22 protein-coding genes are annotated in these 19,103 nt (G+C 44.9%); 8 read left to right on the top strand and 14 right to left on the bottom strand.

The window, feature by feature from the left end; translation table 11 throughout:
* Nucleotides 1–91: 91 nt before the first annotated feature.
* The 9 genes from QME20_RS12240 to QME20_RS12200 form a co-directional block, all read right to left on the bottom strand.
* Nucleotides 92–1,903 carry a glycosyltransferase family 39 protein gene (locus QME20_RS12240; RefSeq protein WP_281715995.1) on the bottom strand — a complete coding sequence of 604 codons (1,812 nt, stop codon included), beginning with the start codon at nucleotides 1,901–1,903 and terminating at the stop codon, nucleotides 92–94.
* Nucleotides 1,900–2,577 (bottom strand): VTT domain-containing protein, encoded by a 678-nt coding sequence (locus tag QME20_RS12235; protein WP_039219683.1) that lies wholly within the window; start codon nucleotides 2,575–2,577, stop codon nucleotides 1,900–1,902. Before QME20_RS12235 ends, QME20_RS12240 begins: the two co-directional genes overlap by 4 nt.
* Entirely contained in the window at nucleotides 2,567–3,304 is a 738-nt protein-coding gene (locus tag QME20_RS12230; protein ID WP_039219680.1) for a glycosyltransferase family 2 protein, read from the bottom strand. The genes QME20_RS12235 and QME20_RS12230 overlap by 11 nt, the downstream gene beginning before the upstream one ends.
* A gap of 90 nt (nucleotides 3,305–3,394) precedes the next feature.
* Nucleotides 3,395–4,096, bottom strand: a complete 702-nt coding sequence (locus QME20_RS12225; protein WP_281715994.1) for a hypothetical protein — start codon at nucleotides 4,094–4,096, stop codon at nucleotides 3,395–3,397.
* Nucleotides 4,093–4,857 (bottom strand): FTR1 family iron permease, encoded by a 765-nt coding sequence (locus QME20_RS12220; RefSeq protein ID WP_281715993.1) that lies wholly within the window; start codon nucleotides 4,855–4,857, stop codon nucleotides 4,093–4,095. Before QME20_RS12220 ends, QME20_RS12225 begins: the two co-directional genes overlap by 4 nt.
* Nucleotides 4,847–5,212 carry a cupredoxin domain-containing protein gene (locus QME20_RS12215; protein WP_281715992.1) on the bottom strand — a complete coding sequence of 122 codons (366 nt, stop codon included), beginning with the start codon at nucleotides 5,210–5,212 and terminating at the stop codon, nucleotides 4,847–4,849. Before QME20_RS12215 ends, QME20_RS12220 begins: the two co-directional genes overlap by 11 nt.
* Nucleotides 5,196–6,485, bottom strand: coding sequence for an ATP-binding protein (locus QME20_RS12210; protein WP_168462923.1), 1,290 nt, complete (start codon nucleotides 6,483–6,485; stop codon nucleotides 5,196–5,198). Before QME20_RS12210 ends, QME20_RS12215 begins: the two co-directional genes overlap by 17 nt.
* A gap of 1 nt (nucleotide 6,486) precedes the next feature.
* A complete protein-coding gene (locus tag QME20_RS12205; protein WP_014975721.1) occupies nucleotides 6,487–7,152 on the bottom strand; it encodes a response regulator transcription factor in 666 nt (221 codons plus the stop codon).
* 74 nt (nucleotides 7,153–7,226) lie between these two features.
* Nucleotides 7,227–8,120 (bottom strand): hypothetical protein, encoded by an 894-nt coding sequence (locus QME20_RS12200; RefSeq protein ID WP_281715991.1) that lies wholly within the window; start codon nucleotides 8,118–8,120, stop codon nucleotides 7,227–7,229.
* A 277-nt stretch (nucleotides 8,121–8,397) separates the two neighbouring features.
* On the opposite strand from QME20_RS12200, the gene rplM reads away from it, so the two are divergent.
* The 7 genes from rplM (at nucleotide 8,398) to QME20_RS12165 (ending at nucleotide 13,568) form a co-directional block, all read left to right on the top strand.
* Complete coding sequence (rplM, locus tag QME20_RS12195; RefSeq protein ID WP_014948329.1) at nucleotides 8,398–8,826, top strand: 50S ribosomal protein L13; 429 nt, start codon at nucleotides 8,398–8,400, stop codon at nucleotides 8,824–8,826.
* A 12-nt stretch (nucleotides 8,827–8,838) separates the two neighbouring features.
* Nucleotides 8,839–9,231, top strand: a complete 393-nt coding sequence (gene rpsI, locus QME20_RS12190; protein WP_014948330.1) for a 30S ribosomal protein S9 — start codon at nucleotides 8,839–8,841, stop codon at nucleotides 9,229–9,231.
* Nucleotides 9,232–9,667: 436 nt separating this feature from the next.
* Nucleotides 9,668–10,300 carry a ubiquinol-cytochrome c reductase iron-sulfur subunit gene (petA, locus tag QME20_RS12185; RefSeq protein ID WP_168462912.1) on the top strand — a complete coding sequence of 211 codons (633 nt, stop codon included), beginning with the start codon at nucleotides 9,668–9,670 and terminating at the stop codon, nucleotides 10,298–10,300.
* A 1-nt stretch (nucleotide 10,301) separates the two neighbouring features.
* Complete coding sequence (locus QME20_RS12180; RefSeq protein ID WP_281715990.1) at nucleotides 10,302–11,567, top strand: cytochrome bc complex cytochrome b subunit; 1,266 nt, start codon at nucleotides 10,302–10,304, stop codon at nucleotides 11,565–11,567.
* Nucleotides 11,564–12,298, top strand: a complete 735-nt coding sequence (locus tag QME20_RS12175; protein WP_061094258.1) for a cytochrome c1 — start codon at nucleotides 11,564–11,566, stop codon at nucleotides 12,296–12,298. Before QME20_RS12180 ends, QME20_RS12175 begins: the two co-directional genes overlap by 4 nt.
* Nucleotides 12,299–12,465: 167 nt before the next feature.
* A complete protein-coding gene (gene sspA / locus QME20_RS12170) occupies nucleotides 12,466–13,098 on the top strand; it encodes a stringent starvation protein SspA (RefSeq protein WP_012517332.1) in 633 nt (210 codons plus the stop codon).
* Complete coding sequence (locus tag QME20_RS12165; RefSeq protein WP_014997382.1) at nucleotides 13,095–13,568, top strand: ClpXP protease specificity-enhancing factor; 474 nt, start codon at nucleotides 13,095–13,097, stop codon at nucleotides 13,566–13,568. The genes sspA and QME20_RS12165 overlap by 4 nt, the downstream gene beginning before the upstream one ends.
* A 183-nt stretch (nucleotides 13,569–13,751) precedes the next feature.
* Here QME20_RS12165 and QME20_RS12160 read toward each other — a convergent pair whose 3' ends face one another.
* Complete coding sequence (locus QME20_RS12160) at nucleotides 13,752–14,582, bottom strand: spondin domain-containing protein (protein ID WP_281715989.1); 831 nt, start codon at nucleotides 14,580–14,582, stop codon at nucleotides 13,752–13,754.
* A gap of 12 nt (nucleotides 14,583–14,594) precedes the next feature.
* The gene (locus tag QME20_RS12155; protein WP_281715988.1) at nucleotides 14,595–15,410 is read right to left on the bottom strand and encodes a spondin domain-containing protein; all 816 of its coding nucleotides are present in this window, start codon (nucleotides 15,408–15,410) and stop codon (nucleotides 14,595–14,597) included.
* Between the two features lie 221 nt (nucleotides 15,411–15,631).
* On the opposite strand from QME20_RS12155, the gene QME20_RS12150 reads away from it, so the two are divergent.
* Nucleotides 15,632–16,384 carry a winged helix-turn-helix domain-containing protein gene (locus tag QME20_RS12150; RefSeq protein ID WP_281715987.1) on the top strand — a complete coding sequence of 251 codons (753 nt, stop codon included), beginning with the start codon at nucleotides 15,632–15,634 and terminating at the stop codon, nucleotides 16,382–16,384.
* A gap of 52 nt (nucleotides 16,385–16,436) precedes the next feature.
* Here the strand turns inward: QME20_RS12150 and mgtE are convergent, their stop codons facing one another.
* The 3 genes from mgtE to rapZ form a co-directional block, all read right to left on the bottom strand.
* The gene (mgtE, locus tag QME20_RS12145; RefSeq protein WP_281715986.1) at nucleotides 16,437–17,795 is read right to left on the bottom strand and encodes a magnesium transporter; all 1,359 of its coding nucleotides are present in this window, start codon (nucleotides 17,793–17,795) and stop codon (nucleotides 16,437–16,439) included.
* A gap of 174 nt (nucleotides 17,796–17,969) precedes the next feature.
* Nucleotides 17,970–18,242, bottom strand: coding sequence for an HPr family phosphocarrier protein (locus QME20_RS12140; RefSeq protein WP_014997387.1), 273 nt, complete (start codon nucleotides 18,240–18,242; stop codon nucleotides 17,970–17,972).
* Complete coding sequence (rapZ, locus tag QME20_RS12135) at nucleotides 18,242–19,087, bottom strand: RNase adapter RapZ (RefSeq protein WP_014948340.1); 846 nt, start codon at nucleotides 19,085–19,087, stop codon at nucleotides 18,242–18,244. Before rapZ ends, QME20_RS12140 begins: the two co-directional genes overlap by 1 nt.
* Nucleotides 19,088–19,103 lie beyond the last annotated feature (16 nt).

The raw sequence follows: 19,103 nt of genomic DNA, 5'->3' as shown, positions 1-19,103 counted from the left end.
TTATGAGTATTTACGCGAGACCTTAAGAGAACCTTAAGTGGGAAAAACTTTTACAAATGTCAGTCCAAAATGTTAAGAACGCCCAAGCTAATTAATCGCTTGAGCCGTCATAGCTATTAAAAACTGGGCCGTTAGCCGGTAAATCACAGGTAGCGTTCGCAGCAGTGGCAGGAAGCAACAACCATTCGTCACGGTGGGCTACACCCAGTGAAGTGGCTTGTGATAAGTCTACACATTGAAATTTATAGTCACTTGGAACTAACAAAAAGCGTTGACGTATTGGAGGTCTAACCCGCTGGCCTGAAATCTTTGTCTGCTCGCGGGAAGGCTCGGAAGTATCGGTCAACCAAGCCCACGCTGTACCGTTTTCTACTTCTTTAGGGGTATGGTAACCAAAATGAGCCATTTCAAAGGGTGAATAAAGCAAATACTGTTCTTTAAAGCTGACTATCCCTACCTCGAAGGCAGTTGAATCCTTCGTCAACATATTACTTATTTGGCTTTCTGCATTTTGAAGGACTATACGGGGAGTACGGTAGTCGTTTAGCAGCCATGCACCGAATGTGGAAGGAATTACAGTTAAAATGAAAAGCCATGCCAGTAACTGGCGGGCGAGTAATTCTCCATCCCCTGCGTTGCGCTTTTTATTGCAAACATAGTAGACAATATGAGTACAAAGCCCAGCGAATCCGAGTACAAGTAATACTATACTTAAACGAACAAGGGTTTCGCTGTCGCTGTTAAAGCGCGTCATCAGCTTAATAGCGGTGGGCTCGTGAAAAAGCAGTGCTAAGCCAGCAATCAATAAAACGGCAGAGATTAACGAAGTAACTGCGCGCGCAAAAAGCACCAACCCTCTTGATACAGTCGAATTCGCAAGTACCAGACCTGCAACCATACTCAACGCAGGCAGTGCCGGTAGCACATAAACACCACGTTTACCTGGGCTGATACTAAAGAAAATGACAACCAACATTACCCATATAAACAGCGATGAGTAAACGGGGTTGTGAGTAAGTACATCTTTTAACGACTTAGCTTTTGATACAAGTATGGCAATTGGAGTTATCCAAAATACAGGAATAACTTCAACAATATAGTAATACCAGGGCTCTATGTGGTGCCAGGCATTGGCATATCGCTCAGCCGTTTGTTTAAACAAAATGTTCGACAAGTATTGTTGTATTTGAGGCTCTTGTTTTATCAAACCAAGATAAAGCAGAGGTGCAAGCCACATCGCCACAACTGATAGCATGATTAAGGGGCCAAACAACATGCGCAATGACCACTTGCCGCGATGTGAGCCGCTGGTAAATGCGAAAAATGCAATGGGGATAAATAAAAGAACAGGTAAAAAGCCAACGCCTTTGGTTATGATCCCAAGCCCCATAAAGAACCATGCTGCAAAGTACCACCGCCAATTAACATGCACATAAAAGTGCTGAATGAGTCCGTAGACGCCAACCCAAATAAAGCAGGCGACAAGGGCATCTATTTGAGCGAATTTGGCTTGAATAAGAAACTGAGGGCTCAGTAGAAGTACGAGCATACTCAACATTGCCGCTTTTTCATTGGCAAGTCTTAGCGATAGCTTGTAGGTTAACCCCAAAGTGACAAGGCTTGCGATAGCGTTAGGCAGGAGCATAGCCACCTTTAGGCTACCCGTAATAAGGTAAAAGAAGGCAATACACCACATAAACACAGGGGGCTTGTCTGGATAAATTTCGCCACCGCGCATGGGCACAAGCCACTGTCCGCTGTTCACCATCTCTTTTGCGACTAAGGCAAATCGAGGCTCATCGGGGGGCCAAGCATCTCTGAAACCCAGACCAACAAATATCAGAGCACAGGCAAAAAAGAACAGGGTAGATACATGGCTATTCGAATTAAGCACAAGCCTCACGACGGCTCACTCCTACGAGCAATACCTGATAAGGATAGAAGTAGAAGAAGGCTAATGATTAAGCCACCAATTTGTAAAGGCTGTTCGAGGGAGCTGACAAATCGTGAACCGCTTCCAAGCAAGGTAAATAAAAAAGTTTGAGGCGCAAAGCCGATTGCACTTGCAGCAATAAACGGGACAAACGGAACGCTTAGCACACCTGCGACGGCGTTTGTGATTAGGTTGGAGCCAACAGGGAATAAACGAACAATTAGCACATTGCGAAAACTTCGCTTGGCCAGTTTGTTTTCAACAGGCTTTAATTTTGTACCTAAAAGACGGACGGCAAGTGAGCGCAGAGGGCCATTTGCTAATGCATAGGCGATACATGCAGACAATACCGTTAGCAACAAAGCAATTAACCCTCCCTGCAATGCGCCAAAGCCCACTCCGCAAAAAAAACTGACAGCCTGACGGGGAAAGCCCATGGTTAAAAGTACAACACAACCACTCAGTATCATGCACAGCGATTGCCAATTTAAATTTGAAATATAGGCATTCAACCAATCTGTATCATCACCGTGCTTCCATACTTCACCAGTGACTTCAAGCGACACATAGCAGATAAGCGCGATGCTTGCTGCCCCGATGAAAAACTGTATGAAGCTCTTGAGGCGGCGAAGATTAGTCTTCATGACCCATTCCGCTGGCAATTTGATTAAGCTTATTTCTGTACATTAGCCATCTGACGCCAAGCATATCGATGATCCCTGCCCAGCCACGATTCCACGCTGTGTAATTTGATTTACCTTCTAAGCGCGCGCGATGATTGACCGATACACATACCACTTCTCCCCCAAGCCTTTTAGTTAAAGCGGGGATATATCGGTGCATATGGTCGAAGTAGGGCAAAAGTAAAAAGGTACTTCTTGGGAGGAGTTTCAAGCCACAGCCCGTGTCTGGTGTGTCGTCTTGTAGGATCCACTGGCGAACACGATTGGCAACTTTAGACTGAAATCGCTTCCACGGGGTATCTTTTCGCTTTTTACGATGTCCGATAACGCAGAAGTGCACTGTATTAGTGTCTTTAGCTGCGCGAATAAGTCGCGGTATATCAGCAGGATCGTTTTGCCCATCAGCATCAAGGGTGATGATCCACTTTCCTTTTGCCTGTAAAACGCCGTGAAAAACCGAAGTGCTTTGACCGCAGCTCATAGGGTGGACGATGACACGACAACTTACCGGCAAGGTGCTTGAAAGGTTATGCAGCAAGGCTAGGGAGTCGTCGCTGCTACCGTCATCAACAACAATAATTTCTGTCGTTGTACTTGGAACCACTTCTGCAATTTCTCGTAACAAAGCAGAAAGGTTTTTGGCTTCATTTTTAGCAGGTAAAACAACACTGACGTCAAACTGGTGCATAAGAATATTTGGTAAATCATCGAATGACGTGCACTTTAAATGTTGAACCTTAAGGAAAGCTTAAGTTAGGCGCTAAAGTGCAAACTTGCATTAAAATTCGTATTCCAACGACATGCGAAGTGTGTGATCTTTACTGTCACCATTTAGTCCGGCAATAAAGCCCAGTTCCCATTTTAACTGTTTCTGTCGGTCAAAGCGTTTTATACCCATGAATGCTGGACCAACCCCGATAAAGTCCTCTGCTACATACACTTCCAATCCAGGTTGTACTTCAGGGATCCAGCGATACCTAAACTTGGCTTTAAATTCGCTTTCCCATTCATTCTTAACAGTTTGACCCCACTCGTACACCAAGCTAACGTTAGTTGTTAAACTGAATTGGCCAAATTCTTTTTCTGTTAATATCCCCGCTTTAACTTCCCAGTCATCGGTATTGTGCTGCTTTTCCAGCTCAAACAGCGTTGCCCAGTCAGCCCAGTATCGCCCTTGTTCAGTCATCATCCAGCGTAACTCTACTTCGTAGCTTTCTAAGCCAAAATCTTCATTTTCATCCCGCGCACCGACAAGGTATGTCTCGAGGATCATAAACTCTGAAAGTGCATGGCCGAATGAGAAGCGTTGCATTAAAACATTGCCATCGTCATTTTGTCTTGAGGTAAGTCGCCACTCAAACTCACGTTCAAAGGGTAATACATAAGGGTGATAAACCTTATCTACGGTAAAATTATCTGCATAACCGTTACTTGAAAACACGGCGCATAATGCGATAGCAGTAAGGAGAAAACCTCTCACTGTGCGACCTCCTGAATTTCATCAGAGAATCTCTTTTTTGAAGAAAAGAAAGCAATTAAATTAGGCACGATAAGTGCGAAGAAAAACACCAATAAATAGCTCATCGAGGGCGTAGCCTCATAGCCAACGAGAGAATTCAGAAGATGACCATATTCGCTATTGTCACTAATTATTGTGCTGCTATCCCATAGCTGCCTTGGCGATGGGAAGGTGTCAGTTTGTTCCAATAGTAATGCGATATTAGCGGTTTGAGCTGCCACAAATGTGGTTGCAAAAAAGTATGTTGCTCGCTTGCTAACAAAATGAGTGAGCAAAATATTAAGTAGAATCGCGATGCTAATACTTATACCCAGACCAATGATAGTGCCCAAGAGCAATAACGTACTATCACTATTACGTGATAACTCGGAAACAAAATAAACTAAAAAGTGCAGCGAATTGGGTAAGCCAATACCTATTACTAGCAGGGTGAGGCCTAGACTGAACCTATTTGAGATACGTGACGGCAAAAGTACAACAAGGCACATACCTAACCACGCAATAAAAAACAGTATTGATTTGAGATACTCAAATCCGGCACCTTCTGATAGCTGCGATACCAGTCCTAGCTGGGGGTAGGTAAATACAGCGAGCAATACCAGCAGCAACACCCGCCACGCAACGGCAAGCGTAGACACACGCGGCAGCGCCAGCAATACACTAATGAGCAGGAATATGGGCAAGGTGTCACGCAAGAAGAGAACGACAGTATTAATTAGCATCCAGCGTGTCCTCTTTGCTTTTAACTACTACCTTTCCTACTGCGCTATTAGGATGAAACTCGCCAAAAAAAGGATACTCACCGGCTTTTAATGGGCCAATAAAGATGGTCCCTCGGCTTTTCGCAAATATCACTTTTTCTCTGTTCAAAGAAAAGCTATCTATTTCTTCGGGAGTATCATCGAAATTGACAAAGGTTAGCTTTACTTTTTGCCCTGCAGGCACAATCACTTGCTGAGGAAAGAATAAGTGCTCTTTAATTTCCACCACCACTTCAGGTAAAGCGAACGCAAGGGGCGTATAAAAAGCACAAAGGGCTGAAAAGCAGAATAAAGAAATCTTAGAGTATGTAGTCATTGGAAAATGCCACCCTAACTTCTAATCCCCCGAGCGAACTCTCATCTAAAGAGAGCTCAGCACCGTGCAATACAACGATTTGTTCTACAATGGCTAGCCCCAAGCCGCTTCCCGAATGAGGCGAGCTGTTAGATGCTCTTTTGAACCGGTTTAGCACGACAGCGCGCTGGTCAGCAGGGATGCCTGGCCCAGAATCGCAGACGCTTAAAATAAGCTCGTCTTTCCGTCGTTCAATCCTAATTATTATTTGTGCACCGCTAGGAGAGTATTTACTCGCATTGCTCACTAAGTTCTGAAGCAAGGTGTAAAGGACAAATTGAGAACTTAGCAACCAAGCTTCTTCTCCTTCCAGTGCTATCTCTTGGTTTTTATTTTCAATAGCGCCGTATAGGTCACTAATCACCTCTTGCGCGACCACGTGCACATTTACAGGTTCTCGCTGTTCTGCAAACGTTTCTGGGCTGGTGCGAGTAAGCAAAAGGAATTGATTTACCGCGTGGATCATTCTATCAGTGTCTGCTTTGAGCGGAGCCAACACGTGACCTTTTTCACCTAACTCGTTCGCTATATTGTGAATGTTTATTTTCATCACGCTGAGCGGAGTTCTAAGCTCATGCGCCGCGTTTGATGCGAATTGCTGCTCTCGTTCGAATGCTGAATTCAGTCGCGTGAACATGGTGTTTAACGTAGTAACAACAGGGCTAAGTTCACTGGGCTCACGGGATAACGCAATGGTAGAAAAATCATTACCCTGGCGGCTGGCAAGGAGTTTTGATAGGTGTTTTAACGGCGATAGTCCCCAAGTAATGCCAAAAAAGAGAATGAGTGCAAGAATAGGCACACTAATTATAAAAGGGGTGATGGCGGCTACAGTTAGCGAGTCAGTTAAAGTAAAGCGACTACTTACGGGTTGAGCCACCATATACCAGCTATCATTATTCGGGTTAAACCGGGTATGTACCCGCCAGCGTGTACCCAGTGCGTTTACTTCAGAAAAGCCCTCGGAGAAGCTAGTTAATGGCGTGCTTAACGCATCAGTAGATGAGCTGGCCAGCTTACCTTGTTTCCATACCTGGAAGAAAAGTGTCTGTTGCTGTGTGCGGGTGCCGCTATCTACGTATGAGATTGCCCGGGATAGCTCAACTAACTCGTTATCTAACAAGGTATTCGATATACCCAGTGTTGCGCGGTAGCCTTTAAGTGCTGCACTAAATATCACTAAAACAAGCGCGCTGATCAGTGTAAGAATTAGAAAGCGGCGAATTGAAGACAATTCACTCCCCCGATTTTGAAATACAATAACCGACGCCTCGAATAGTCTTAATAAACTCAGGAGGCATTTTCTTACGCAAATTACTCACGTGTACTTCTATTGTGTTGCTTGCCACTTCCTCTCCCCACTCATAAAGTTTATTTTCCAGTTGATCTTTACTCAGTATGCGCCCTGCGTTTTCAATAAGCGCTTTTAGTAGCATGAGTTCACGTCGAGGTAAGTGAACGTTTTGATTGTCGATAGTAAGCGTATGATGGGCAGTATCAAGGCTGACATTCTTAACACTAACAATGGTGTGAGATGCTGTGCTCAGACGACGCTCAAGTACTCTAATCCTAGCTAACAGTTCTTCTATTTCAAACGGTTTAGGTAAATAGTCGTCGGCGCCTGCATCTAAGCCAGAGATTTTGTCTAGCGTTTTATCCCGTGCAGTTAATATCAACACAGGAAGCGTTGCGTTTTTCTTTCGAATTGATTTTAGTACGTCGAGGCCATCAGTGTCGGGTAAACCCAAGTCAAGAATGACAATGTCACTTTGGCCCGCTCGAAGCGTTGCAAGGGCATCTGCGCCTGAATAAACACAGTCTACCGTGAAGTTGGCATTCTTTAGTGAAAGGGCGAGGGCGTCAGACAACGGCCTATCGTCCTCTACGAGCAGTACACGCATAAAAAACTCATTGATAAAAAACAAATCAAAACACTAAACGAGAGACCTTAAGAAAACCTTAAGTGCTTAGTGTTTTACTCTGACATCTCTTTTTCGAGCGCGCGTATTGCTAAATCTTTGTATTTATCCCACCGCGCGTAATCTAGTTTATAAGGTATTGTTGGGTTGCCGAGCTCGTGAATTTTTCTACTTTCTGCATCGGCAAGCATTTCTGCTTTTCTGTGCCCTTCGAAGCTATCGAAGATACGTTCGAGTTCTCCACCGTCTAGAATTCTGATAAGACCTAATCTCAATCTATTCGCGAGGGCAGGGTTATCTGGACTAACAAAAAAGTACTCATAGTTGGGGTATTTTAATAGATGGAACTGCTCTAAAGAGACATGCTTATCTTTGTGGCGTTCTAAATCGCGGTGTACTTCGATAATATTGCGGGGAAAGGCGTCGACAAGATTGCGAGAGACCATTGAATACATTGAGCCAAACCACGAGCTCCAGTCTTCTCCTTCAACTTTGTACCCATTTGCCGTTAAGATGTCCTTATCTGGCCAATCAGTGCCTTGAACCATTGTAAGGTTTTTCAAAGTTCGGCTATCGGCATCTCCGGTGAGTTCGCTTTGCCGGAATGGGTTAATAACAAGCACTCTGAATCCAGCAAAACCTTTGAGTAAAGGAAGTTTAATAGGAATGAGCTTTTGTTCTCGAGTCTGGTTCGTTACGCTCCACATTACGTCAGCATCTCCCTTTAATAGGGATAGCATCTGACGACTTTGCGTCATGGGCTGAGGATGAGGGGCAAGGGTTATATCGCCATATTCCTTTGTTGCCTTAAACACGGCATTGAGCACAGCTACATGATAATTGCCATAATCATCATCGGCAAACGCACGTGTGTATACCAATTCCTTAGCATTTACACCGGCGGCAAGTAGCGTGTGTAGCATCATCAATGAGGCTACGATACGAGACATTTTCATTTGTTTTTATATTGGTTCCGAACACAACAGTTTGACGTTACCTTAAATCTGTTTCTATGTCATCGGCAGATGATGGAATTTTATCCATATTTTTTGTGCTTAGGGGTTCGCATTTCTCTCAATTCCTGTATAATTCGCGCCCTGCCCAGTTACGCCCACCTTTGGGAAGGTGGAAGAATCAGCCGGCTCGAAGGGGTCATTGTGTTGATTTTAAGGTGATTTCTGGTGTTCAGAAATCAGTAACGACGATATTATTCGGGTGAATTTGAAAATGAAAACTTTTGTTGCTAAGCCAGAAACGGTACAACGTGACTGGTATGTGGTAGACGCCACAGACAAAACTCTAGGCCGTTTGGCTTCTGAAATCGCACTACGCCTTCGTGGTAAGCACAAGCCAGAGTACACACCTCACGTGGACACTGGTGATTACATCGTAGTAATCAATGCTGAGAAAGTTGCGGTAACAGGCCGTAAAGCGCAAGACAAAATGTACTATGCGCACTCTGGTTACCCAGGTGGTCTTAAAGAGACAAACTTTGAAAAACTAATTGCTCACAAGCCAGAAATGGTTATTGAAAAAGCAGTTAAAGGCATGTTGCCAAAAGGCCCTCTAGGTCGCGCAATGTTCCGTAAAATGAAAGTTTACGCAGGTGCAGAGCACAAGCACACCGCACAGCAACCACAAGTTTTGGACATTTAAGGAGCTATTAACATGGCAGATACTCAATACTACGGCACAGGCCGCCGCAAAAGTTCTACTGCTCGTGTGTTCCTACGTCCAGGCACAGGTAGCATTAAAGTAAACCAACGCGCTCTTGACGAGTACTTTGGTCGTGAAACAGAGTGCATGGTTGTTCGTCAGCCACTTGAACTTGTTGAAATGACTGAAAAGTTTGACGTATACATCACTGTTAAAGGTGGTGGTTCTAACGGTCAAGCGGGTGCAATCCGTCACGGCCTTACTCGTGCTCTTATGGAGTATGATGAAGCACTACGTCCAGCACTTCGTAAAGCTGGCTTCGTTACTCGTGACGCACGTCGCGTTGAACGTAAGAAAGTTGGTCTACACAAAGCGCGTAAGCGTCCTCAATTCTCAAAGCGTTAATTTTTACGTTTTTTGTATTGCAAAAACCCGGCTTATGCCGGGTTTTTTATTGCCTGTGTTTTACTGAGAGCCTTTGTGCCTTGGTACAAAGCAAAGCTTGCGTGGTTCTATTTTTCATAACAAAGGTTTAATTTGTAGCCGCTATCTTACCTAATATTGTCCAAAACCTTGATTTTAGGCCTCTCCCTCACTAAACCTAAACACACCTTTTGAATTAAATTGTCGCTTAAATATCAGTAAAACCTTGTGTTTATAAGGGCTTTTCTTTTATCATTTGCGGTCGAAAATTTTGAAAACTTTCGTGACTTCGTAAATCAGTAAATTTTTGCTGTTACGTCGCTGTCATGACAAGCCATATGATGCATGACGCAAGCGTGATAAAACCAGTATAAGCTTGGGTTACACATCATAATTATCCAAACTTGGAGAAATGTGGATGAGCAATGTATCTGTAGATGCAACAGAGTCTGCACACAATGAAAACCAGCCAGAAAACAACAATCGTCGTCGGTTCTTGACCGTTGCCACGTCGGTAGTTGGTGGTGTAGGTGTCGTTGGTGCTGCTGTGCCTTTTATTGCGTCCTGGAATCCGAGCGCCAAAGCGAAAGCCGCCGGTGCTGACGTTGAAGTAGATATCAGCGGGATTGAGCCTGGACAGTTAGTACGTGTGATGTGGCGAAGCAAGCCTGTGTGGATTGTACGTCGTACGCCTGAAATTCTTGAAGAACTAGGCGCGCACGAAGATAAGCTGAAAGATCCTAACTCTGAAGCTGAGCAGCAGCCTGCCTTTGCTCAAAACCGTTTCCGTTCAATGAAGGAAGAGTACCTTATCCTTGTTGGTATCTGTACTCACCTGGGTTGTTCTCCACAGCATCTTAAAGACGGTGCATTTGAAGAAGTGGTTGAAGGCGTTCCAGATGGATTCTTCTGCCCGTGCCACGGTTCGAAATTCGACATGGCTGGACGTGTATTCCAAAACGTTCCTGCACCGTTGAACCTGGTTGTACCGCCATATCAATTCGTTGATGACAATAACATCATCATCGGTTCAGAAGCGGAGGCCGTGTAATATGAATGCTTTCCTAGGTTGGATTGAAGAGCGCATCCCAATGATGCGCGTTGCGAATATGCACGCTCTTCAATATCCTGCTCCAAAGAACATGAACTTCTGGTATGTGTTCGGTTTTCTAGCAACTATTGTTTTGGTGAACCAGATTGTTACTGGTATTTGGTTGACCATGAACTTCGTTCCATCTTCAGAAGGCGCATTTGCTTCTGTTGAATACATCATGCGTGAGATCGACTACGGTTGGATTATCCGTTACATGCACAGTACTGGCGCATCAGCGTTCTTTATTGTGGTATATCTACACATGTTCCGTGGCATGATTTACGGCTCTTATCAGAAGCCTCGTGAGCTTCTATGGGTGTTTGGTATGTTTATTTACCTAGCGCTTATGGCAGAAGCTTTCATGGGTTACGTACTACCTTGGGGACAAATGTCTTACTGGGGTGCACAGGTAATCGTATCGCTATTTGGTGCTATTCCTGTTGTTGGTCCTGACCTTGTTATCTGGCTACAGGGTGACTACGTTATCTCTGGCGCAACACTAAACCGCTTCTTCGCATTACACGTTATTGCGTTGCCTTTAGTTATCGTTATTCTTGTGTTCCTTCACATTATCGCGCTACACGAAGTGGGTTCTAACAACCCTGATGGTATCGCTATCAAGCACAAGAAAGGTTCACTGCCTGAGTCTGAAAAGACGAAATATGAAATCCATGAATACTACACAAGCAAGTACGACATTGCCGATGATGTATTGCCATTCTTCCCGCACATCGTACTTAAAGACCTTGTGGCGTTCTGTGTATTCTTAGCATTGTTCACTTACGTGCTGTTCTTTGCCCCTGAAATGGGCGGTAAATTCCTAGAGCACCCTAACTTTGAAATTGCAAACCCACTGAAGACGCCTGCGCATATCTTCCCTGTTTGGTACTTCACACCGTTCTACGCGATATTAAAAGCGGTACCTGATAAGCTATTCGGTGTATTAGCAATGTTCGGTGCAATTGCTGCGCTATTTGCCCTGCCTTGGTTAGACCGTGGTCGCGTTAAGTCGTGGCGCTATCGTTGTGGCCTACACAAAGTAAACCTTATCGTGTTTGCAATTGTGTTTATCTTCCTAGGTTACCTAGGTGGTACGCCACAAGAAAACTGGAAAATCATTGCGTCGCAAGTTGCAACGGTAATGTACTTCGGTTTCTTCGTAGCGCTGTTCTTGTACAGCAAAAACGAAAACACTAAACCTGTGCCAGAGAGGATTTCTAAATGAAAAAAATGATGTGCTTTTTAGCCTTCTTCCTACCTGGCGTAGCGCTTGCGGCAGGCGGGAACGTACACCTAGATAAAGCCCCTATCGATTTAACCGATAAGGCGTCTTTACAACGCGGTGCACAATTATTCATGAACTACTGCTTAGGCTGTCACTCAATGAAGTATCAGCGCTATCAGCGTTCATTCCAAGACTTGGGTATTCCTGACGAACTAGGTCAAGAATACCTGCAGTTCACGGGTGAAAAAGTGTCTGACTACATCACTCGTGCAATGCCAGAAGAAGCCGCTGCTGGCTGGTTTGGTGCTGCTCCACCAGACCTAACGCTAGTGGCTCGTGTTCGTGGCGAAGACTGGATTTACACTTACCTGCGCTCTTTCTATGTTGACGAAAGCCGCCCATTTGGTGTGAACAACACAGTATTCCCAGAAGTAGGTATGCCACACGTACTTCAACCACTTCAAGGTACGCCAACACGTACTTATGAAGAGCAAATGGTTGATGGAGAGATGGTTAAGCGTTATGTAGGCATTAAGTCAGATGGTACTGGTGCAATGTCTCCTGATGAGTACGACCAAGCTGTTGCCGATATCGTGAACTTCCTTGAGTACACGGGTGAGCCTGCTAAGCTTGAATCTCACAAAATCGGTAAGTGGGTACTTATCTTTATCGCAGTATTGTTCGTATTTGTTTACTTACTGAAGAAAGAATACTGGCGAGAAGTGCACTAATCGCACAGATTTATGTATAATATGAAAAGGGGGCTTCTCGCCCCCTTTTTTGGTATTTACTCGTGCTACCTGAAAACCCTAGTAAATAGGGTCTTCAGGTAGCACGAGTTAACGTAATAAGCTTACCGTTTGTAAGCGTAAACTTGTTTCTCGACGGAGGAAATTGAATGGCCGTAGCCGCGAATAAACGTTCTATTATGACGTTGTTCTCTGACACAATTGATATTTATAGCCACCAGGTGCGTATTGTGTTGGCAGAAAAAGGTGTGGGTGTTGAAATCAGCTACACAGATCCTAGCAACTTGTCTGAAGATCTGTTGGAGCTTAACCCTTACGGTACTGTTCCAACTCTAGTTGATCGCGAGCTTGTACTTTACAAGTCGCACATCATCATGGAATACCTTGATGAGCGTTTCCCTCATCCACCACTTATGCCGGTTTATCCAGTATCACGTGGTCAGAGCCGCCTTATGATGCACCGTATCGAGCAAGACTGGTACTCGCTTGCTGCCCGTATTTTCCGTGGCGAAGGTGATGTAGAAGCAGCACGTAATGAGCTGCGTGAAGCTTTGCTATCTCTTGCGCCTGTATTTGGAGAAATGCCTTACTTTATGAGCGAAGAGTTCAGCTTAGTGGATTGCTACCTTGCTCCGCTATTATGGCGTTTACCTGCACTAGGTATTGAACTAAACGGTGCTGGCAGCAAAGAAATTAACGCTTACATGAACCGTATTTTCTCTCGTAGTTCATTTAAAGCGTCTTTGACTGACCAAGAGCGTGAGATCCACAACCCGCTATGACATCTATGACGTCAAACCAGCCCTATTTGCTTAGGGCTTTTTATGAGTGGATTGTTGACAACGACTTAACGCCGTACATTGTGGTAGATGCAACCAACGAGTTGGTTGAAGTGCCGCAGGAATTCGTTAAAGACGGTCAGATCGTTTTAAACGTATCACCTAGTGCGTGTGTTAACTTTTCTCTTGATTTAGATGGCTTATCGTTTCAAGCGCGCTTCTCCGGGCAACCTAGAAGATTAAGTATGCCTTGTGAAGCGGTAATGGCTATTTACGCAAGAGAAAATGGTGCAGGTACAGTATTCGCCACTGAAGAAGATGTGGCCCGTGCTCAACAAGAGCGTACAGATACGTCTGAAGATACGCCTCAACCTAGCGGCCCAACGTCGCTGGAAGATGCTGATGCAAGCGACGTTAAAGACGCGCCTGTTCCACCTAAAAAGGGTAAGCCTACCCTCAAAGTTATTAAATAGCTTATTAAGTAGCTTATCAAATAACGTATTAGCCTGGTTTTGTGAAGTTTATCTACTCAGCAAAGCCAGCGCTTATCTTTCTTATTCCCGTTAGTTTTATCTCCAGTTCCTCTTCGCACAAAAGTAAAAACACCCCATTACCTGAGTAATAGGGCGCTTTCAGGTGGTACTGCGTTTGACCATTTAACGGGTTCGGGTTATCACCACGCGGCTGGTTGGAAAGTCGAAGCGATGAGCTTCGGTTAACACTGACGTAGACAGTCCTTCACGGCTTGGATCGTCAGCGTTTGCACTAGTGACTACACCTTGGTGAAGTCTTACTGCGTCGGCGAGGTCATCTCTTACCACATCGTAACCCGCTGCTTCTCCACCGCCACCGGCTGCACTAGCGGCAGGGCCTGGCATAGTAGCAGCTGTTTCAGTGTTTGCTTCTGTTCCCGCATCCCAGGTTACAGTCATGAAGGTTTTGCTATCACCTATTGCCATGTTACTTACATTTGCCGCATTCAAACCGGTAAACCCATCGTTAGTGTTGACCAACATGGTGGTTACGGTAAGACGCAAAGCATCAGCGTCGAGTTCAGGCACCACAAGGGTTAGTTCTCTGCTCATTGAACGCGGACCCAGTATTCCACCTGAGTTTTGCGCATCCAAAAAGTCTGTTGAGTCCATGGCTTCGGTGATAACCATTGACGGGTCGCCGCCCTCAGCCATAATTTCTATGCCCATGCTGGCAGGTTCGCCCTCTTCGAAAGCATTGAAGCCAGGTTCATGTAGTATTACGGCGGCAGGTGCAAAAGGCTGAGAGTAGGTTAAGTTCGTAATTTGAACGGTATAAACCGCTGAATTACCGTTGATACCATCTTGGCCGTCTGCACCGTCTTGTCCATCAGCACCCGCTTCCCCTTGGGGGCCAGCCGGACCTTGCGGGCCGGTATCGCCATCGTCTCCACAGGCAGTAAGCAGTGCTGAAAATAACAATAATGTACTGAGTTTTATTATTGAATTATTCATTATCTTGGCTCCTTATGGGGCAGGAACAGTAATAACAACGCGGGCAACTGGGTTTAACCAACGGTGTACAGTAGAGTCTAAATCACTCGCCCCAGCAGCGTTGTCAGTATCGCCTAGTGTATTACGGTGGATGTGAACGGGGCCATCTTCGCCATCTTCAATTTCGCCGTTAACGATTTGTGCGCCAACGCCAGTGCCACCAGTACCCAAGTCGACAATGCGAGTTGGCGCGCCGCCGCCTGCAACACCAGGTACGCCATATCCACCTAATGCATTTCCAGTTTCGGCTTCAACAACGTCTGTACGGGCGCTGTTTAGCTCATCATTAAGCTCGGTACCCGCGTCATATGCATTAAGATAGTAGGTATAGGTACCTGGCTCGGTTGGAATTTCAATACTGTCCATGCCAACAAAAGCATCATTAGTAGGTATTAACATGGACAGTAGCGAAAGATAAGGTTTGCCCATAGTATCAAACGGATAGCTTAAGGTTGACTTTGGCGCCAGTAGACCGTCAAATCGATGCCACGTGTTAGCACCATTGTCAGTATCAACTGGGCCAAGTAACGCTTCAAAGTTCATTCCGCTTGAATCCGCGTTTTGCGCGTCATCAATCACACCTGCTTCAGCTAACCACGCTAGTGCTGTTGATGCGGGTTGCCCTACTTCAAAGGCATCGACCGTGTCGTCGTGGGCAATAACTAAGCGCGGTGTAAAACTTTGCGCCTGAGTTAAGTTGGTAATTTCAATATCTAAGGTAACAGCATGGCTTAATGATGTTGTCGCAAGTGTTAGTAACGCCGCACTGGCAAGTTTGTTGAGTTTCATTTCATAGTCCTTGTTTATGGCTTAAAACGCATAAAAATTTAGGCCAGTAAAAAGTCCAATTCATCACGGAACTATTACAAAAAACACACAGATCTGTCTCAAGAAATCACAGAACTGTTAGAACTGCTTTATTGAAGATCATGTAAAAAAATTATTATTAGTGTGGAATAAAAACACGAACGCTCCGGTCTTGGTTGTTATCGGCGAACTAGGAGCGAGATATGATCCTTCTCATCTACAGTGGAAATAAGTTTCAACAGAACATATCCCAATGCTTAGGTAAGCATTGCTTTCTACACGATGCAGTCTCTAACTTTCACTCAGCAGAATCTCTGCTTAGAGCACAGCATTATTCGCTCGTTATTGTGGAATCACACAGAAATGTTATGTGTCATCAGCGTATTAAAAACTTGGTAGAAACTGCACCAGAAAGCTGGGTAATGGCGGTGGAGAGTGATGAAACGTTAATACAGGAAGCTGACCATGCTGTAGATGAGGCTAATTACTACGAAGCAGGGGTAGATGACTATCTATCAGGTCCTTTTAATGAACGTATGTTCTCTGCCCGTATTCGGTCTCATATGCGCAGAAGTATTCCTCACCAGGAACAGTTTAGAGCTTCTCAAGATTTCGAGGGAAGCATTGAAGTAGGACCGCTTAAGGTAGATCAGCGTTATCATAGCGTAACGATAAACGGCCAAGTGCTGTCGTTAACAGCGAGAGAATTTACGTTACTGGATTACTTTTGTCGTCATCCAAATCAAGTGTTTTCACGCAATCAGTTGCTCAGTGAGGTGTGGGGGTACAATCATGAGGGGTATGAGCATACGGTAAACACCCATATTAATCGGCTGCGCAGTAAGCTCGACAAAATAAACAGTATTGAAAACGGTGGTCAGCTAGTAGAAACCGTATGGGGCGTGGGTTACAAACTAAATATTAATGGCTATATAGCTAGAGCATTGAGTGCCTGAGTTCAACCTTTAAACCCATCCAGACTTTATTTATTACACCCTCAGTGTAGGTTTAAATTAAAAACAGCGTTGCAGTACCTAAGAAGGCAAAAATACCTACTACATCGGTTATTGTGGTTAAAATAACGCTGCCAGCAAGTGCAGGGTCTATTTTAAGCCGCTTCATGATCATGGGTAAGGTTGCACCGGCAAGGCCTGCAGCAATCATATTGACCAACATAGCGAAGGCAATAATAACGCCAAGCGTATAGTCTTGTTTCCATAGTGCAATGACAGAGGCGATAAGCACTGCCCATATTGCACCGTTTAGAAAACCGATTGATAGCTCTTTTGTGATAAGCCATCGACTGTTACTGGCGTTAACATGGCCTAGTGCCATACCGCGTATAACAAGGGTTAACGTTTGGTTACCGGCTACACCACCCATGCTGGGAACAATGGTATTTAAAATAGCCAATACAGCCAGCTGGCTGAGCGTTGCTTCAAATAGGTCACTCACCATGGCAGCCATGAGCGCTGTCACTAAGTTAACTGCCAGCCATACAGAGCGTCGTTTGGTACTTTGCATAACGGGGGCAAAGGTATCTTCGTCATCATCAAGACCGGCCATACTCATCATAGAGTGCTCGGCGTCTTCACGAATAATGTCAACCACGTCATCGATAGTAATTCGACCTACTAAGCGGTGATTTTCATCAACGACCGGTGCAGAAAGCCAATTATAACGTTCGAAAAGACTCGCCACTTCATCGTCTGGCATATTGACGGGGATGGCTTCCGATTCTTCGTCCATAACGTCAGAGACTTTCTCATCGGTATCGGCAGTAAGTAAACGGGTAACTGGCACAATACCAACGAGGTTGTCAGTTCTATTAACAACGTAAAACGTATCGGTATTTTCTGGCAGCTCGCCTTTCAAGCGAATGTAACGCAAAACCACGTCTATGGTGACATCAGGACGCAAAGTGATGGTGTCTGTGTTCATGATGAAACCAGCGGTTTCTTCACCATAAGACAGTGCCTGTTCTGCGCGAACACGGTCCTGTGCATCCATTGAATCTAGAATGTCTGCCAATACCGGCTCGGGAAGGCTGCTTAGCGTTTCCGCCAAGTCATCGGTATCCATTTCTTCAAGTGCATCAACTACATTGGCAGGAAGCATCTTGGCAATGATACCGTTTCGAACATCGTCAGAGAGTTCTTCTAAAATATCGCCGTGGAAGTCGCCATCAATAAGCTCCCACAGCTCGTCACGAGTTCGGCTGGGGCTAGATTCAAGGATATGGGCAACGTCAGAAGGAGGTAACTCAAGCAGAAGCTTACGTACAGATACAAATTGCCCGTTGGTCAACGCGGCGTTAATTGCGCGTAACTGGGTTTGTACGTATTTAGAAACAAGCGCTTCTGCCATAAGGCGTTATTCCTACAAGCTAAAAGATGAACAATGCAGGCCATTGAGCCTAAGTGGGCGTAGAATATCGCAATTATGATGAGTCTGTCATGATAATTGCGTAGGTTTTGCGCAGGATTTTAAGATAACTGCGCTAAGTGTTGATTAATTCGTCAACGAATAGGGCGGGGATGACTATTCGTCTTCGTTGAACCTACCCTCAATAAGCTCTTCAATGGCAGCAAGGGCATCAACGGCATCATTCCCATCCACTATCACATCAACCTGTTCACCTTGATGGCTTTCAAGCATCATTAATCCCAATACACTGCTTGCGTCTGCTTCTTTATCGCCTTTTTTCAAAATGATCTTTGCGTCGAACTGATTAGCAAGTTTAACTAGTTGGGTCGCCGCTCTTGCATGCAACCCTAACTTATTGACGATAGTTAGCGTTTTTTGAATAGTCATTACTGATTCAGCTCTCTATGGCGAATTTGTACATCAGGGTGTATTTCACTGAAGGTTTTCGACAGGGTCTGTGCGATATAAACCGAACGGTGTTGGCCACCAGTACAGCCAATTGCTACGGTTACGTAACTTCTGTTATTGCGCTCTAAATGAGGCAGCCATGTCGTTATTAAATTCTGAATTTGCCAAATGAACTTGGTCACTACAGGCTGCGACCCCAAAAATACTTCTACTGGTGCGTCTAATCCGGTCAGATGTTTAAGGTCGGGCTCCCAATGGGGGTTAGGTAAAAAGCGCGCGTCAAAAACGTAATCCGCATCTTTAGGGATACCGTGCTTAAAGCCGAAAGATTCAAAAACAAGCACAAGGCGTGAGCTCTTCTTACCCAGAATGCGCTCTCGAATCAATTCAGCCAATTGGTGAATGGTCAGCTTATCGGTATCTAAGTATAAATCTGCTCGTTCTGCGATAGGTGCAAGTAGGGCAGATTCAGCTTTAATCGCCTCAGATAAGGATTTATTGAGCTTAGCAAGGGGATGAAGGCGTCGGGTTTCGCTAAAGCGCTTAACCAATACGTCATCGCTTGCATCAATGTAAACGATGGTCATCGACCACGAAGAAGGCAGGTAGTCTAGTATTTCTACCAAATCGTCAGGATTCTTAGGCAAGTTTCGAACATCAATACTTACCGCTACCTGATCATACTCATCAACAACAGTATGAGTTAGTGTGGGAAGCAAGTTTACCGGGATATTATCAACACAGTAATAACCTAAATCTTCCAATGCGCGAAGTGCGACAGATTTACCAGAACCCGAACGACCACTGATTATGATCAGCTTCACCTAATTTCTCCCTAAT

Source organism: Alteromonas sp. CyTr2 (assembly GCF_947311905.1).
GTDB classification, from domain to species: domain Bacteria; phylum Pseudomonadota; class Gammaproteobacteria; order Enterobacterales; family Alteromonadaceae; genus Alteromonas; species Alteromonas macleodii.
This window is presented reverse-complemented; position numbering and strand designations above follow the sequence as displayed.